This window comes from Janthinobacterium sp. CG_23.4 (assembly GCF_029892305.1).
Taxonomy (GTDB): Bacteria; Pseudomonadota; Gammaproteobacteria; order Burkholderiales; family Burkholderiaceae_D; genus Janthinobacterium; species Janthinobacterium lividum_D.
Map to the genome: position 1 here is coordinate 3,075,500 of NZ_JARXUX010000001.1, position 15,088 is coordinate 3,090,587.

Below are 15,088 nucleotides of genomic sequence, written 5' to 3' on the forward strand. Positions count from 1 at the left end.
CAGTAGCTTCTCTGATGCCGATTATTGTCTGCATTCGCAACAATATCCAGCGGCATCGGGCACCTCAGCTGGCGCCACAAATGACACTGCAAATGAGAATGATTCTTGTTATTATTTGAAAGACTTGCTATCATGGCGCGCTTTGATCACGGGAACATGCGCTGTGCTTGAACGCTATTACCAGCAATTGCTGCGCCTCATTTCGCGCTCCACGGGATGCCGCGACAAGGCACAGGACGTGGTGCAGGAAGCCTATGCCCGCATCCTGGCGCGCCAGCCGCAGGGCGGCGCGCACGCCCTGCGTGGCGATACGCCACCCGACAGTGGCCAGCTCGCCCTGCTGTACGTCACGGCAAAAAACATCGCCATCGACGAACAGCGCTTGCGCCAGAGGCGGCCCCATGACGCGCTCGACGAGCCGCACATGCAGTTGCGCGCGCCGCGCGCCGATGAACCGGAACAGCGCCTGCACGACCGGCAAACCATGGAGCGCCTGCTGGCCATCATCGAGGCCTTGCCGCCGCGCTGCCGCCAAGCCTTCGCGCTGTACAAGTTCGATGGCCTGAGCCAGATCGAGATCGCCGCGCGCATGGGCATCTCCGTCAACATGGTGGAAAAACACATCATCAACGGCATGCTGGCCTGTAAAAAAGGCTTGCCCGAGCGGGACCTGGTATGAAACAGCGCATGACATCACAAGACACGACGCTCGACGAGATCGACTTCCTGGCGGCACATTGGCGGCTGCGCCACGACGCAGGCCTGGCCGCAGCTGAACTGGCCGCATTGCGGCAATGGCTGGCAACGGACACGCGCCACCAGCGGGCCTGGGATGCGCTGGGCCGCACCAATGCGCTGCTGGCCAGCTTGCCGGCGCAGCGCGTGGCGGCCTTCAGCCAGCGCGCCCCGGCTGCGGGCACGCCGTCATCGCTGCGGCAACGGCTGCGGCAGTTGCGCCAGACGACCACCTTCCCGCCGCTCGGCGCGCTGGCCGGCGGCTGCTTGCTGCTGTGCGCCGTGCTCGCATGGCCGCTGGCCAGCCATTTGCAGCAAGCGCGCTTCGAGCACGATTACAGTACGGCGCGCGGCCAGTTTGCCACGCAAGTGCTGCCCGACGGCAGCCGCATCGAACTCGATAGCGGCAGCGCCGTTGACGTGGCCCTGTACCGCGACCGTCGCACCGTGCGCCTGCTGCGCGGCCAAGCCATGTTCCATGTGCATGCCGATCCTGAGCGTCCGTTCCAGGTCATGGCGGGAGCGGCCACGGCGACGGTACTGGGCACGCATTTTTCAGTGCGCCACGTGGGCGCCACGACCCAGGTGAGCGTGGCGCAAGGCACGGTGCGCGTCGACAGCGAAAACGGCGCGCATGCCGCAGTGCTGCGCGCGGGCGACACGGTGAGCGTCACGCAGCAGGGCGTGCAAGCGCTGGCCAGGGTCAACGCCCAGGCGGTGGGCAACTGGCGTGCCGGGCGCCTCGATTTCGAGGATGCCACCCTGGCCGAGGCGCTGGCCGAATTCCAGCGCTATGGCGATACCAAGCTGGTGCTCGACGATCCGGCCCTGGCCACCCTGCGCCTGAACGGCAGCTTCGATGCAAAGTTGCCGGCGCAATTTGCCGCGGCCCTGCCGCTAGCCTTGCCAGTGCGCCTGCTACCCCAGGACGGCAAGCTGCATATCGTCGCCCGCTGATTTACTCCAGCGTCCACATGCAGCGAAAATAAAATGCATGTGCACGTCAGGGTAAATGATACTCATTCGTTTTAACTATGAATGACTACCATATCACCATAGGAAAAACATGCACATGAACTCACCGCGCCATTGCTTGCACGCCCGCCTGTCTCCCCTGTTCCTGGCCATCGGCCTGGCCTTCGCCACGCCTGCCGTACATGCCGCTGCGCCGGTGGCGGCAGTGGAATGGCAGATCCCGGCGCAGCCTTTGAGCCGCGCGCTGAACGAACTGGCACGCCAGGCCGGCATGGTGCTGCTGGCCGACGCGCGCCTGACGCAAGGACGGCAAAGCGCGCCGCTGCAGGGCCGGCATTCGCTGCCCGATGCGCTGCGCCAGCTGCTGGCCGGCAGTGGCCTGCAGGCGCAGTTGCAAGGCGGCACGACCATCATCATCAGCGCACCTGCGCCCCTCGCTGCCGGCGCCGTACAGATCGGCACCCTGCGCGTGAATGGCCAGGGCGGCAGCGGCACGTTCGAGGCAGACGACACGGACCCGGCCGACCGGCCCTACCTCACGCCGGCCGCCTCTGTGTACATCGGGCGCGAACAGATCGAGCGCTTCCGCGGCACCTCCCCGGCCGACATCTTCAAGGGCGTGGCCGGCGTGCAGGTGGGCGACAGCCGCAACAGCGGCGCCGTCGACGTCAATGTGCGCGGCATGCAGGGCCAGGGCCGCGTGCCCGTGCTGATTGACGGCAGCTTGCAATCGTCGACCGTGTACCGCGGTTACGCGGGCATCGCCGATCGCAGCTACATCGACCCGGACCTGATCAGCGCCATCCACATTGACAAGGGCCCGAACCTGTCGGCGCAGGGTGCCGGCGCCATCGGCGGCATGGTCAGCATGCAGACCTTGCGCCCGGAAGACATTTTGCGACAGGGCCAGCGCACGGGCGTGCGCCTGCGCGGCGGCATCCAGGACAACAGCGTCACGGCGCCCGACGATTTCGGCAGCGCGCCGCGCACGCAGCGCAACAAGCTGGGCGACCCGCGCAGCGGCTTTGCCAGCATTGCCGTGGCCACGCGCCAGGACGACTACGACTTGGTGGCCGCCATCAGTCAGCGCAGCATCGGCAATTATTTTTCCGGCACGCGCGGTTTCAAACGTTATCAGCTGCTCAACGAATGGGGCGACGACAATGGCGTGACGCAATTTTTCAAGCGCGGCGATGAAGTGCTCAATACGGCCAACCGCACTACCTCGGCCCTGCTGAAGGCCAATCTGCGCCTGCCGCACGAACAGAAACTGGAACTGGGCTACCGCTATTTCGACAGTAGCTACGGCGAAATCATGCCGTCGCAAATCTACCGCAACAGCACTGGCAGCATTCCCCAGTGGGACCACAGCGAGGTGCGCACCAATGCGCTGACGGCGCGCTATGAATGGACGCCCGAAGGCCAGCAGCTGATCGACCTGAAAACCAATCTGTGGCTGACGGACATGCAGAGCAAGTCGCGCAACGGCGATATCTTCAGCAATCCACTGGAAGGCAAGCCCAATCCGGGCGACAACGAATGCAAGCAATGCGTGGAAGTGCTGTACCTGGCAAAAAACCAGGCGCGCAGGGTGGGGGCGGATCTGACGAATACCTCACGCTTCGCCACCGGCATGGGCGCGCTCAAGCTCGATTACGGCTTGTCCCTGCAAAACGAGAATATCGGCCCGGCCGACAGCGTGCGCATCGTCGACGCTGACCTGAACGCCAATCACACCCTGCGCAACGGCAAGCGCCACGAGCAAAGCGTGTTCGCCTCGCTGCAGTGGCAGGCGCGCGACTGGCTGAGCATCGACGCGGGCGGACGCTTCCAGCGCTTCGATACGCGCGACCGCAACCGCCGTGCGGAACAGCAATACCATCCACAAGGCTGGCAGTGGGTCACCATGTGGAACAAGGACGGCGAGCAGCTTGGCGCCGCGAAGTGGTACCAGGATGCGCAGGGCCGCTTCACTGCCGCCAACAATCCGGCGCTGGTGGGCGGCATGCTGGAACGCTATGGCGAGCAAGCGGTGCCACTGGACCTGTCACAGGTCGACCAGTGGAGCGGCAACAACTATGTCTACCGCGACGCCATCGCCGGCCTGTTCAAGTACAGCACGCCGATCCGTCGCAAGGACCACGGCTTTGCGCCCACGTTTGCGCTGACGGCGCGCCTGTCCGACAGCGTCAGCCTGTTCCTGCGCGACGCGCGCGGCCTGCGCATGCCCAGCCTGTACGAATCGACGATAGGTTTCTCGGCCACCTATTCGTCGCCGTTGAACGCCGAGCGCAGTCACAACCGCGAGATCGGCGTGAGCGTGATCAAGGATGGCGTATGGAGCGCCGCCGACAAGCTGCGCCTGCGCGTGGCGCACTTCGACAACGTTACCCACGGCTACATCACGCGCCGTCCGATTCCTGATTTGCCGGCCTACGCGCAGAATTTCTCGATGGCCAATACGGACAAGTACAGCGTCTCGGGCATCGAACTGCAGTCCTCGTATGACCGGGGTAGCGTGTTTGCCGATTTTTCCGGAACCTGGAACCGCAAGACACTGCTCTGCGACGCCGCCACGGCGGCCTATTTGCGCAAGGCAAGCAAGTGGCAATCGGATATCTGGAACACGCCCGACTGCTCGCCCATCGGTTTTAGCAGTTCTTACGTGAGCAACCATATCCAGCCCAAGCTGAGCGCCAACCTGACCCTGGGCACGCGCTGGCTGCAGGAGAAACTCAGCATCGGCACGCGCCTGACGCGCGTCGGCAAGCCGCTGGCACGCCAGGACGACAAGGCCGTGTGGCAGTCGTGGACGGGCACCTCGCCGCAAGTGCTGACGCAGGCCTACACCCTCGCCGACCTGTTCGCCAGCTACAAAATCACGCCCAATGTCACCGTCGACGCGGCAGTGGACAACCTGACGGACCGATACTACCTCGATCCGCTGACCCTGAGCCTGATGCCGGGACCGGGCCGCACGGCGCGCGTCACCCTCAGCGTTCGTTTCTAATTTGATTCATCCTTATAATAGAGAGCAGATATCCATGCATGCAGCAAGCGACACCAGCAACACCTTGAACGCCGTTCCGACCAACGCAAGCCCAACTCGCAGCCAGCGCCTGAAAGCCGACACCATGGCCACCCACGAATTGCTGGACCAACGCATCATGGCTAGCGCGCCGTTTTCCAGCCGCGACAATTACGCGCGCTTCCTGCAGGCGCAGTACGCGTTCCTGCGCGATGTCGACGCACTGTACGACAACGCGCAACTGGCCGCCCTGCTGCCAGACCTGGAACAGCGCCGCCGCTACGCCAGCATCGCCGCCGACCTGCGCGACCTCGATACCGCGCTGCCAGCCGATGCTGCCACGGCGCCGTTCGACGCGCAACTGGACCTGGCCACGGCGCTGGGCTGGCTATACGTGAGCGAAGGCTCGAAGCTGGGCGCGGCCATCCTGTATAAACTGGCTGGCAAGATCGGCCTCGATGAACACCACGGCGCGCGCCACCTGGCCAGCCACCCGGACGGGCGCGCGCGACACTGGCGCGATTTCACGTGCGTGCTCGATACGGCCGTCCTTGACGATGCGGGCGAAGCGCGTGTGATCGACGGCGCGCGCGCCGCCTTCCTGCGCATGCTAGGCCACGTCGAGGCCTGCGCCTGATGCAAGAGCCAGTCATCCGGAGCGGCGCGCAAGCGCATACGGCGCGGCTGCGCCGCTGGGCCTGGACGGCCGCCGGCATGCTGATGGTGGCGCTGGGCGTGATCGGCGCCATGCTGCCCGTCATGCCGACGACGATCTTCCTGATCCTGGCGCTGGCCTGCTTCAGCCGCGCCTCGCCACGCCTGGAGCACTGGCTGCTGCACCACCCACGCTTCGGCGCGCCGCTGCGCCAGTGGCGCGAGCACCGCGCCGTGTCGCGCCGCGGCAAAGCCCTCGCTTGCCTGGGCATGACCATCGGCTTTGTCGCCATGTGCCTCGGCCATCCGCCCTGGTGGGTGATCGTCCTCGTGGCAACGATGGAAATCGCCGTCATCGTCTACCTGCTGCGCCGACCAGATGGGCCGGGGGCGGGGCCAGCGCCGGGGCCAGCGCCAGCGCCAGCACCAGAAAAGACGGCGCCGACGCACTGGCACAAGCCACTGACGATTGCCACCGTCTTCGCCGTGCATGGCGCCCTGCTGGCATGGGCACTGTACCAGCGCACTCCAGCAGCGCCCGTGCTGGCCATCATGCCCGACGTGGCGCAGCCGGCCATGCTGCTGTATCTGCCGGCCACGGCCCCGCCGCGCCCCCTGGAGCAGAATCTTGCTGAACAGGCCAGCGCTGCGGCCGCGCCGTCGCGCGCCCTTGCCAAGAAAACAGCGCCAGCCATAGCGCAATTCGTGCCGCCGCAGCCCGATGCCGCGCCCATGGCGCCGCAGGCCGAGGCCGTCGCGGCCGTCGCCGAGGTGCGCCACGCCCCCGTCTCGCCGGTGCCGGCGGCCACGGCGTCTGTCGCGGCGGCGCCGCCCTCGCCTGCCCTGCCGCCTGCGCCGCAGGAGCTGCGCAGCGGCGTATCGAGCTGGGAAGGCAAGGTATTGGCGCGCATGGAGCGTTTCCGCCGCTATCCGGCGGCGTCGCGCGCGAAGCAGGAACAGGGCGTGGTGTATCTGCGCTGCCGCATCGACCGCGACGGCCAGGTGCTGGCGGCCAGCATCGAGCGCAGTTCCGGTTCCGCCGCCTTGGACCAGGCAGCGCTCGACACCTTGCAACGGGCGGCGCCACTGCCACGCATCCCCAAGGAACGGCCGGAGCCATTGGAATTATCGATTCCCGTCGAATTTTCCATCGGCTGAACCCACAAAAACCGCTTTTACTCTCGCTAAAAATCCATATAGACATTATTTGCATATTCAAAGCAAGATTCTGTCGTAGGAGCAACAACACAAACGGAGGTATACTACGCAACCGACGTAGCAGGCCGGGCGATTTGGCCCCCGCAAGCAAGCCTGTCACGGTCCAATAAAAAAGGAAACACTGCATGACCACACCACACCGTACGCCGGTGATTCGCATCGATGGCGCGAACAAGACCTTCGCGCTGCCCAAGGGCGAACAATTCCACGCGGTCAAATCGGTCACGCTGGAAGTCTATCCCGGTGATATTTTCGGCCTGATCGGCAAGAGCGGCGCCGGCAAATCGACCTTGCTGCGCCTGATTAACCTGCTCGAGCGTCCAGACAGCGGCACCATTACCGTGGCCGGGCGCGAACTGACCGGCCTGGGCAAGAGCAAATTGCGCGACGCGCGCCAGAACATCGGCATGATTTTCCAGCAATTCAATTTGCTGCAAAACGCCAGCGTCTTCGACAACGTCGCCTTCCCCCTGAAAATCCATGGCACCACCAAGGGCGCGCAAATCGCCGCCCGCGTCGAAGAATGCCTGGCGCTGGTGGGTTTGTCCGACAAGCTGCACAGCTATCCGGCGCAGTTGTCGGGCGGGCAAAAACAGCGCGTGGCGATTGCGCGCGCCTTGGCCAGCCATCCTGACGTGCTGCTGTGCGACGAGCCGACGTCTGCGCTGGACGCGGAAACTACGCGCGCCCTGCTCGACACTTTGCGCGACATCAATGCGCGCTTGAAAGTGACCATCGTCATCGTCAGCCATGAGCTGTCGGTGCTGGGCGCCATCTGTAATCGCGTGGCCGTGGTGGAAAACGGTGCCATCGCCGAACAATTCGATTTGAGCGACACGGCCACCCCACGCAAGACGGCGCTGGGACGCGAACTGGCGTATTACGGCACCGAGGCGTTTGAAGCCACCGCATGGAAGGATGCAACACATGTTTGAAGAATCGATCAAAAACGTCATCAACCTGCTGCCGGAAATCTGGGTGGCGCTGGGCCAGACCATGACCATGCTGGGCATCGGCCTCACCGCCGCCATCCTGATCGGCGGCCCGCTGGGCATTGTGCTGTTTCTCGTCTCGCAAGGCCAGTCACTGGAAAACCGGCCGCTGTCGATGATTTTGGGCTGGCTGGTCAATACCGTGCGCAGCTTTCCCTTCATCATTTTACTGGTCGCACTGACGCCGTTTACGCGCATCATCGCGGGCACCTCGATCGGCCCGCTGGCGGCTGCCGTGCCGCTGTCGTTCGCCGCCATTCCCTACCTGGCGCGCCTGGTGGAACAAAATCTGCGCGAAGTGCCGCGCGGCGTGATCGAGGCAGCGCATGCGATGGGCGCCTCGGAAATGCAGATCATCTTGCGCGTGCTGCTGGTGGAAGCGCGCTCCGGCCTGGTGCTGGCCCTGACCGTGCTGTCGATCAGTTTCCTGTCGTATTCGGCCGTGGCAGGCGTGGTGGGCGGCGGCGGCATCGGTGACCTGGCCATCCGCTACGGTTACTACCGCTTCGAGACTGATATCATGGTCGTAACCGTAGCTATCTTGATCGTGCTGGTGCAAACCATCCAGTTCGCAGGCACACGCATCGCCAAGCGCCTCGACAAACGTTAATCCAATTCAGAAACAAGGATACCTATGAACCACATTCGCCGCACCCTGCTCCTGGCCGCTACCAGCATGGCTTTCGCCACCGCCGCCCATGCCAAGGAACCGAAAGAACTCGTCATCGGCACCAGCTCCGGTCCGTATTCCGACCAGCTGAAGCTGGGCATCAAGCCGATCCTGGAAAAACAGGGCTACAAGGTCAAGATCGTCGAATTCAACGACTACGTGCAGCCGAACTACGCGCTGGCCGAAGGCTCGCTGGACGCCAACGTGTTCCAGCACATCGTCTACCTGACCAAGTTCGCCACCGATAACAAGCTGCCACTGAGCGCATTGATCACCGTGCCTACCATGCCGATCGGCCTGTACGGCGGCAAGCAAAAGACGCTGGCCGACGTCAAGAACGGCGCCACCGTCACCATGCCGAACGACCCGACCAACCAGGCGCGCGCACTGGTCATGCTGGCCAAGATGGGCTGGATCAAGCTCAAACCGAACGTCGATCCGCTGCGCGCTTCCGAGCGCGACGTGCTGGAAAACACCAAGAAACTGAAACTGGTGCCATTGGAAGCGGCGCAGCTGCCCCGTTCGCTGGCAGATGCAGACTATGCCTTCGTCAATGGCAACTTCGCCCAGGCCGCCGGCATGAAGCTGACCTCGGCCCTCGCCGTGGAAAAAATTTCGGACAGCTACATCAACCTGGTGGCCATCCGCACGGCCGACAAGGCCAAACCGTGGGTCAAAGACCTGGAAGCGGCCTACCGTTCGCGCGCCTTCCTCGACGCGACGAACAAATACCTGGCCGGCTATGAAAAGACCGATTACCAGTTGGCACTGGAAAAGACGGCGAAAAAATAAAGCGACGCAAACAATGCAAAAAGGACGGCCAGGTGCAAACCCGGCCGTCCTTTTTTTTCCCGCGCTACGCGAGTATCTTCAACACTGACAACGCCTGACAAAACCGTAGCGAGCGGAAGGAAGGCTCGGCGCCCCCGTTGGCTTGAGAAGCGCAACTGTACGAAGGTACAGTGAGCATCGCAGAGCGCAAATTCCGACGCGCAGTAGGTTTTAATGGGTGTTCTTAGAAGCGGTAGCCAACGCCTACGCCAATCAGGACAGGGTCGATCTTGACTTCGCTGACCTTGGCACCAGCAGCGGTCAATACATCGCTGCGGATCTGCACTTTCTTGATGTCGAAGTTCAAGGACCAGTTTTTGTCGAGTTTGTAGTCGACGCCGGCTTGCAGCGAGTAGCCCCAGCTATCGTGTTCCAGGCGCAGGCCAGGAATTTTGACAGCCGAGATATTCGTGTAGTTCACGCCCGCACCCACGTAAGGGCTGAACTGTTTTTCAGGCATGAAGTGGTATTGCAGCGACAGCGTCGGTGGCAGATGCTTGAACGTGCCGATATTTTGGCCCGACAAGGTGACGTCATGCTTTTGCGGATACGTCAGGATCAGCTCGGCAGCGATATTCGGGGTAAAGAAATACGAAATATCGATTTCAGGAATCGTCTTGCTGCTGACATGGATCAGGTCCGATGCGCCGACGCCACCAACAGGCGTAGATTTATTCGCAGGATCGATGTGCACGGCGCGTGCGCGCACCAGCCATGGGCTTTCCTGTGCCATTGCATTGCCGGCCAATGCGCCGATAGCGGCCAGGACGATTGCTGCTGCAGTTGCGGACTTCTTCATTCTAGTTCCCTCTTTTTATCGTTAAGTAACGCTGCAAAGTCTAAGAGTGCAGTGCAACAAAAACTTTGATCCACATCAAATTGTGCCTGATAGCATCATTAGAGGGATTTTTTCCTTTGCCCAGATCAAAAAATGCGGCATTGCAAAAATTAAACAGCGCACTGACCAGGCTGGCGCCCGAGCCGCCAAACACGCGCCCGCACAGCAAATATGGCCCGCTACGCAATCGTCATTTGCGCCGCGGCCAATCGATGAGCCCCTGCCTGCGCCACATGCTATTGCGCGTCCGTACGATACAAATGAGAATAGTAATGATTATCATTTGCGATATAATGGCGTACCTCGCTCAGCGATCACAACAAGGAATGGGAGACATGGATATATTGAGGGAACTGCGTGAATCGGGCTTGAAAGTGACCATCCCGCGCTTGCGGATTCTGCAGCTGTTTCAAGAAGGCACAATCAAGCATCTGAGTGCGGACGATGTCTACAAACTGTTGCTGGCTGAAAAAATCGACGTGGGCCTGGCCACCATCTACCGCGTGCTGATGCAGTTTGCCGAAGCGGGCATCCTGTTTCGCCGGCATTTCGAATCGGGCCATGCGGTCTTCGAGCTCAATCAAGGACAGCACCATGACCACCTGGTCTGCACCGCTTGCGGCAAGGTCGATGAATTCGTCGATGACGGCATCGAGCTGCGCCAGAACGAAATAGCCGCCGAGCGTGGCTTTGTGCTCCACGAGCACGCATTGTCGCTATACGGCACCTGCGCCGAGTGCACGGCGAAGTGCATTCCACCGCGCCGTGCCTGAAGCCAGCGCGCAGCGTCGCGCTCGGCAAAGGACCTGCATATACATCGGAGAAATCGCCCGCATGGCGGGCACCTCGCCCAAGGCCTAGCGCCATGATGAGACGCTGGGCTTGCTGGACGACGTGCGCCGTTCCGGCGCCTACCGCGTCTACACGCAGCAGCGGGCGCGCTGGCCGGCACAGGCACAGGCGCTGGCCCGGCGCCTGCAGGCCCGGCAACGGCTTGCCATGCAGCCATCTTGCATACTATTTTAACAATTTTGTAATCAAGCCGTCACATTCAAAGGTTAATATCATCACATTGCCTGTTTGTCAGTCGCCACACCTTCGCGACAACAACGGCCCGATCGTCATGTAAAGGTAGCCGCTGTGGAGTTCAACGCTTCTCGATTGCATCTTCCCCGTTATCGCACCTCAGTCGCGCTTGATCGGTGCATTGCCACGGAATCGGTGCAGGCCGACACCAGCAATTTCGCCGTACTGGAACTGTTTACGGAAAGGCGCGACATGATGAGCCTACCCGTTACGGAGCAGCAGAAGCCGATTGGTTTGATCAGCCGCAACATCTTCATGTCGCAGATGTCCAAGCCTTTCTACCATGAGGTGTACGGCAAGAAGAGCTGCATCGCCTTCATGGACAAGGAGCCGCTGATCGTCGATGGCGCCATGAGCATCGAGGACCTCACCTTCCGTGCCGTGGAAGCGGGCGAAAAGGCACTCGCCGACGGCTTTATCATCACCAACGATGGCGCGCTGGCCGGCGTCGGCTTCGGCTTGCAGCTGATGAACGTGGTGGCCACCATGCAGGCCGAAAAGAACCGGCAAATCATGCACAGCATCGATTACGCCAGCGTGATCCAGCGCGCCCTGCTGCGCAGCTCCGACGCGCAATTGCGCCTCACCTTGCCCGACGCCCACCTGGAATGGCAGCCGCGCGACGTCGTCGGCGGCGATTTTTACTTCTTCGAACGCCATGCAGGCGGCTGGTTTGCCGCCATCGCCGACTGCACGGGCCACGGTGTTCCCGGTGCCTTCATGACACTGATCGCCTCGTCGGCCCTGAGCCAGGCCTTGCGTGAACTGGGACCGCACGATCCGGCCGCCCTGATCGGCGCCGTCAGCCGCGCCATCAAGACCTTGCTGGGCCAGGACGGCGCCAGCTGCGGCAACACCGGCCACGCAGGCTCGAACGACGGCATGGATTGCGCCTTCCTGTGCTATGACACGGCCAGCGCCAACCTGCATTTCGCGGGGGCTAAACTGGCGCTGCAGTTGGTGGCGCCGGGCGCACAGGCCGTGCGCACCGTCGACGGCGCGCGCATGGGCGTGGGCTATGTCGACACGCCAGCCAGCTACTGCTGGCACAACGAAGCGCTAGCCATACCCGCCGGCAGCCTGCTGTTCATCACGACCGATGGCTTGCTTGACCAAATCGGCGGCGCGCGCGACATCGCCTACGGCAAGCGGCGCATGCGCGAGCTGCTGCTGGCGCAGCGTGACGCCCGCGCCAGCGACGTGGCGGCAGCGCTACTGCAGGACAGCGCCGCCTGGCAAGGAGCACAGCCGCGACGCGACGACCTGACCTTTTTCTGTTTCCGCCTGTAGTTGGGCGCCATCGAGCCACCTTATTAACAAGAAACCGGGTCACCGGCTAGCCAGGAGCACGCACGTGCTGTACGAAGAATTCAACGAGTTTTGGGATGTGGCGCGCAAGCGCAACATCATCTTTTTTTACGTGGGCTATTTCTCGCAGCACGTGGTCAGCGCCATTTCCGAAACCATCAAGGCGCGCCTCGACACGGCCGGCGCAGCCGGCCCCACGCGACGGCGCATCTTTTCCTCGTTCATTGAGATGTCGCAAAATATCATGCACTATTCGGCCGACAGCCTGACGCCCGATGCCCAACTGGACCAACAGATGCGGCGCGGCTCGTTTTGCATCGGCATGCACGGCGACAGTTTTTTTCTGCTGTGCGCCAACCCCGTCTCGACGGACAATGTGGCGCAGATCCGCACCCGCCTGGAACCGCTGCACAGCATGACGATGGAAGAAATCCGCCTCGCCTACAGGAAGGCCCTGCGCGAAGAAACGCCGACCGACAGCAAAGGGGCGGGCCTGGGCTTCCTCACCATGGCGCGCGACGCCAGCGAGCCATTGGAATTCGAATTCGCCCCGGATCCGCAGGAGCCGAGACACACCATCTTCTGTATCAAAGCCATCATCTGAAAGAGCCGCCTCAGGAAAGCATATGCAATTACCGTCACCACTGTTCATCGCCGCGACCCCGAGTTCGCCTGAAATCGACTTCCGCTTCGAGCAGCACACCCTGTCGATCAAGGGCGAGTCGTATCCGGAAAACGCGGCCGCCTTCTATGGCCCGCTGATCGCCGCCGTGCGCGCCTATCTCGACGGCTGCTGCGAGAGCAGCATCACCGTCAACGTCTCGCTGGCCTACTTCAACAGCTCCAGCACGAAGATGCTGTTTACCCTGTTCGACACCCTGAACCAGGCGGCCGTAGAGGGCAACCAGGTGCGCCTGAACTGGTATCACGACGAGGACGACGACACCATCCTGGAATTCGGCCAAGAGCTGCAGCAAGACTTTACCGCGCTCGACTTCTGCGACCACCCAGTGCAGGGCAGCTAGAGCATGCGCGCCGCCCTCTCCGACGCCGAACTGGCGCCCGACCTGTTTACAGTGGAAGCGGCGGCGCTGGCCGCCGCGCGCCGCATGCACGCCGACGCCCATGCCAGCGGCGAGGCACAGCGCCGCGTGCTCGGTGAATTGATCATCCATTACGAGCGGCTGATGCGCGAGACGCGGCGCCTGATCGGCCGCAGCGACCGCGCCGAGCGCGACATGCATTTGCTGAACCGGCAATTGCAAACCCTGGCCGGACAGCTCGAATACCGCGCCACGCACGACCCGCTGACGGGGGCGCTGAACCGCGGCGCCGTGATCGAGCATGCCTCGCGCTGCCTGGCGCACGGCGACATGGCCTTAATCGTGCTCGACATCGACCTGTTCAAGCAGGTCAACGACGACTTCGGCCACCCGGCCGGCGACGGCGTGATCCAGGCCGTGGTCGACTGTCTGAAGCAGTTATTAGGACAGGAAACGGCTATCGGCCGGGTCGGTGGTGAAGAATTTTCCGTGGTCTGGCCGACCTCTTCGCGCGACGATGCGCTGGCCGTGGCGCAGCGCATTTGCGATAACATCGGCCGCCAGCGCCATGCGGCGCCCATCACGCGGCCCATCACCGTCAGCGTGGGCGTGAGCTTGAACCGCGCCGGCACGGCCTTCGAGACGGCCTACAGCCATGCCGACCAGGCCCTGTACCAGGCCAAGCGCGAAGGACGCAACTGCGTGCGCCAGTGGCTCGAGAGTTGAAGCGCAGGCGCTAGCGGCCGTGCTCGCGCAGCATGCTGGCATCGCGCTGCATGGCGGCAGCGGCGCGCTGCATGGCAGCCGCTTGCGCCTCGGGCACCTTGAGGTTACAAGCCAGGTAGGTCTGCACGCGATTAAAGGTCAGCAGCGGCTCCAGCTTGCCCTGCCACTCTTTGCCGGCAAACGGCTTGCTGCCCGGTGCCATGCTCACGGCCCACAGGTCTATGCGCCCCAGCAGCAGTTTTTGTGGATTGAGCCACTCCTGCGTCACGGGTGCCACGCTCAGGCCACGCTGGCGCAGGTAGTCGTCGCGCGCGTCGCCCAGCACCGTGCCGATCACCAAGCCACGCGCATCGGCCAAGGTGTGCAGCGTCCGATGCTGCTCGACCAAGCCATACAATATCCACTGCGCTTCGTTGAGGGGGCCGATCCAGCGAAATTGCGCTTCGCGCTCTTGCGTGCGCGTGGTGGAAAAGATGCAGGTATCGGGCTCGCGCAGCGCTTGCGCATAGGCGCGCTTCCAAGGCAGCAATTCGATACTGTAAGCAATACCGGCGCGCGCCATGATGTCGCGCACCTTCGCCGTTTCGCGCCCGACGACGACATCGCCTTCCATCATGCTCGCTGGCGGCAGGTGCTCGCCAACGATACGCAGGCCGGCAGCAGCGACCAGCACCGGCATCAGCAGCGTCACTGCCAGCAGCCATGCCATGCTTGCTTGTTTCATGCTTGCTTTCATCTGCTACAGTCAATGCAAGCCGATGTCAGCATCGGCCCGCAGCAACATCGTTGCATATTTTCAATCACAGCATGCATGGGCGCCACGTCGCAACACGCCAACGCCGCTACGATCACCATGCAGGGGGAACGGGAAAAGAAGAATCACTGGCGGAAAACAGTAGGAGTCGAACCTACGGGAGAACGTCTGACGCCCTCCACCGGGTTTGAAGCCCGGCCACATCACCGGATGAGTGTGCTTTCCGCGGT

15 protein-coding genes and 1 tRNA gene are annotated in these 15,088 nt (G+C 62.7%); 13 read left to right on the forward strand and 3 right to left on the reverse strand.

Annotated elements, in window-relative coordinates:
• Positions 1-163 precede the first annotated feature (163 nt).
• The 8 genes from H4V96_RS13705 to H4V96_RS13745 all read left to right on the forward strand — a co-directional run bounded on the left by H4V96_RS13705 (position 164) and on the right by H4V96_RS13745 (position 9,064).
• A complete protein-coding gene (locus H4V96_RS13705) occupies positions 164-679 on the forward strand; it encodes a sigma-70 family RNA polymerase sigma factor (RefSeq protein WP_196855559.1) in 516 nt (171 codons plus the stop codon).
• Positions 680-687: 8 nt separating this feature from the next.
• Complete coding sequence (locus H4V96_RS13710; RefSeq protein WP_196855558.1) at positions 688-1,692, forward strand: FecR domain-containing protein; 1,005 nt, start codon at positions 688-690, stop codon at positions 1,690-1,692.
• 109 nt (positions 1,693-1,801) lie between these two features.
• Complete coding sequence (locus H4V96_RS13715) at positions 1,802-4,720, forward strand: TonB-dependent receptor (RefSeq protein ID WP_196855557.1); 2,919 nt, start codon at positions 1,802-1,804, stop codon at positions 4,718-4,720.
• Positions 4,721-4,754: 34 nt separating this feature from the next.
• Positions 4,755-5,375, forward strand: coding sequence for a biliverdin-producing heme oxygenase (locus H4V96_RS13720; protein ID WP_196855556.1), 621 nt, complete (start codon positions 4,755-4,757; stop codon positions 5,373-5,375).
• The gene (locus tag H4V96_RS22495; RefSeq protein ID WP_196855555.1) at positions 5,375-6,550 is read left to right on the forward strand and encodes a TonB family protein; all 1,176 of its coding nucleotides are present in this window, start codon (positions 5,375-5,377) and stop codon (positions 6,548-6,550) included. Before H4V96_RS13720 ends, H4V96_RS22495 begins: the two co-directional genes overlap by 1 nt.
• A 185-nt stretch (positions 6,551-6,735) precedes the next feature.
• Complete coding sequence (locus H4V96_RS13735; RefSeq protein WP_196855554.1) at positions 6,736-7,545, forward strand: methionine ABC transporter ATP-binding protein; 810 nt, start codon at positions 6,736-6,738, stop codon at positions 7,543-7,545.
• Positions 7,538-8,212 (forward strand): methionine ABC transporter permease, encoded by a 675-nt coding sequence (locus H4V96_RS13740; RefSeq protein WP_070346784.1) that lies wholly within the window; start codon positions 7,538-7,540, stop codon positions 8,210-8,212. Before H4V96_RS13735 ends, H4V96_RS13740 begins: the two co-directional genes overlap by 8 nt.
• Positions 8,213-8,236: 24 nt before the next feature.
• Positions 8,237-9,064 carry a MetQ/NlpA family ABC transporter substrate-binding protein gene (locus H4V96_RS13745; protein ID WP_196855553.1) on the forward strand — a complete coding sequence of 276 codons (828 nt, stop codon included), beginning with the start codon at positions 8,237-8,239 and terminating at the stop codon, positions 9,062-9,064.
• Between the two features lie 223 nt (positions 9,065-9,287).
• Here the strand turns inward: H4V96_RS13745 and H4V96_RS13750 are convergent, their stop codons facing one another.
• A complete protein-coding gene (locus H4V96_RS13750) occupies positions 9,288-9,902 on the reverse strand; it encodes an OmpW family outer membrane protein (protein WP_070346785.1) in 615 nt (204 codons plus the stop codon).
• A gap of 374 nt (positions 9,903-10,276) precedes the next feature.
• On the opposite strand from H4V96_RS13750, the gene fur reads away from it, so the two are divergent.
• The 5 genes from fur to H4V96_RS13775 all read left to right on the forward strand — a co-directional run bounded on the left by fur (position 10,277) and on the right by H4V96_RS13775 (position 14,104).
• Complete coding sequence (gene fur, locus H4V96_RS13755; protein ID WP_010399439.1) at positions 10,277-10,714, forward strand: ferric iron uptake transcriptional regulator; 438 nt, start codon at positions 10,277-10,279, stop codon at positions 10,712-10,714.
• Between the two features lie 448 nt (positions 10,715-11,162).
• Positions 11,163-12,317 carry a SpoIIE family protein phosphatase gene (locus tag H4V96_RS13760; protein ID WP_196855552.1) on the forward strand — a complete coding sequence of 385 codons (1,155 nt, stop codon included), beginning with the start codon at positions 11,163-11,165 and terminating at the stop codon, positions 12,315-12,317.
• Positions 12,318-12,381: 64 nt separating this feature from the next.
• Positions 12,382-12,939, forward strand: a complete 558-nt coding sequence (locus tag H4V96_RS13765) for a SiaB family protein kinase (protein WP_196855551.1) — start codon at positions 12,382-12,384, stop codon at positions 12,937-12,939.
• Positions 12,940-12,961: 22 nt separating this feature from the next.
• Complete coding sequence (locus tag H4V96_RS13770; RefSeq protein ID WP_010399447.1) at positions 12,962-13,360, forward strand: DUF1987 domain-containing protein; 399 nt, start codon at positions 12,962-12,964, stop codon at positions 13,358-13,360.
• A 3-nt stretch (positions 13,361-13,363) separates the two neighbouring features.
• Complete coding sequence (locus H4V96_RS13775) at positions 13,364-14,104, forward strand: GGDEF domain-containing protein (RefSeq protein ID WP_010399450.1); 741 nt, start codon at positions 13,364-13,366, stop codon at positions 14,102-14,104.
• A gap of 10 nt (positions 14,105-14,114) precedes the next feature.
• On the opposite strand, the gene H4V96_RS13780 is transcribed toward H4V96_RS13775, so the two are convergent.
• The gene (locus tag H4V96_RS13780) at positions 14,115-14,828 is read right to left on the reverse strand and encodes a transporter substrate-binding domain-containing protein (protein WP_280721006.1); all 714 of its coding nucleotides are present in this window, start codon (positions 14,826-14,828) and stop codon (positions 14,115-14,117) included.
• Between the two features lie 159 nt (positions 14,829-14,987).
• Positions 14,988-15,083 (reverse strand) — tRNA-Sec (locus H4V96_RS13785).
• Positions 15,084-15,088 lie beyond the last annotated feature (5 nt).

Excerpts from the sequence above, each read along its gene's own strand:
- H4V96_RS13710 (WP_196855558.1), top strand. The coding sequence starts at position 688 with ATGACATCACAAGACACGACGCTCGACGAGATCGACTTCCTGGCGGCA.
- H4V96_RS13715 (WP_196855557.1), top strand. The coding sequence starts at position 1,802 with ATGCACATGAACTCACCGCGCCATTGCTTGCACGCCCGCCTGTCTCCC.
- H4V96_RS13720 (WP_196855556.1), top strand. The coding sequence starts at position 4,755 with ATGCATGCAGCAAGCGACACCAGCAACACCTTGAACGCCGTTCCGACC.
- H4V96_RS22495 (WP_196855555.1), top strand. The coding sequence starts at position 5,375 with ATGCAAGAGCCAGTCATCCGGAGCGGCGCGCAAGCGCATACGGCGCGG.
- H4V96_RS13735 (WP_196855554.1), top strand. The coding sequence starts at position 6,736 with ATGACCACACCACACCGTACGCCGGTGATTCGCATCGATGGCGCGAAC.
- H4V96_RS13740 (WP_070346784.1), top strand. The coding sequence starts at position 7,538 with ATGTTTGAAGAATCGATCAAAAACGTCATCAACCTGCTGCCGGAAATC.
- H4V96_RS13745 (WP_196855553.1), top strand. The coding sequence starts at position 8,237 with ATGAACCACATTCGCCGCACCCTGCTCCTGGCCGCTACCAGCATGGCT.
- H4V96_RS13750 (WP_070346785.1), bottom strand. The coding sequence starts at position 9,902 with ATGAAGAAGTCCGCAACTGCAGCAGCAATCGTCCTGGCCGCTATCGGC.
- fur (WP_010399439.1), top strand. The coding sequence starts at position 10,277 with ATGGATATATTGAGGGAACTGCGTGAATCGGGCTTGAAAGTGACCATC.
- H4V96_RS13770 (WP_010399447.1), top strand. The coding sequence starts at position 12,962 with ATGCAATTACCGTCACCACTGTTCATCGCCGCGACCCCGAGTTCGCCT.
- H4V96_RS13775 (WP_010399450.1), top strand. The coding sequence starts at position 13,364 with ATGCGCGCCGCCCTCTCCGACGCCGAACTGGCGCCCGACCTGTTTACA.
- H4V96_RS13780 (WP_280721006.1), bottom strand. The coding sequence starts at position 14,828 with ATGAAACAAGCAAGCATGGCATGGCTGCTGGCAGTGACGCTGCTGATG.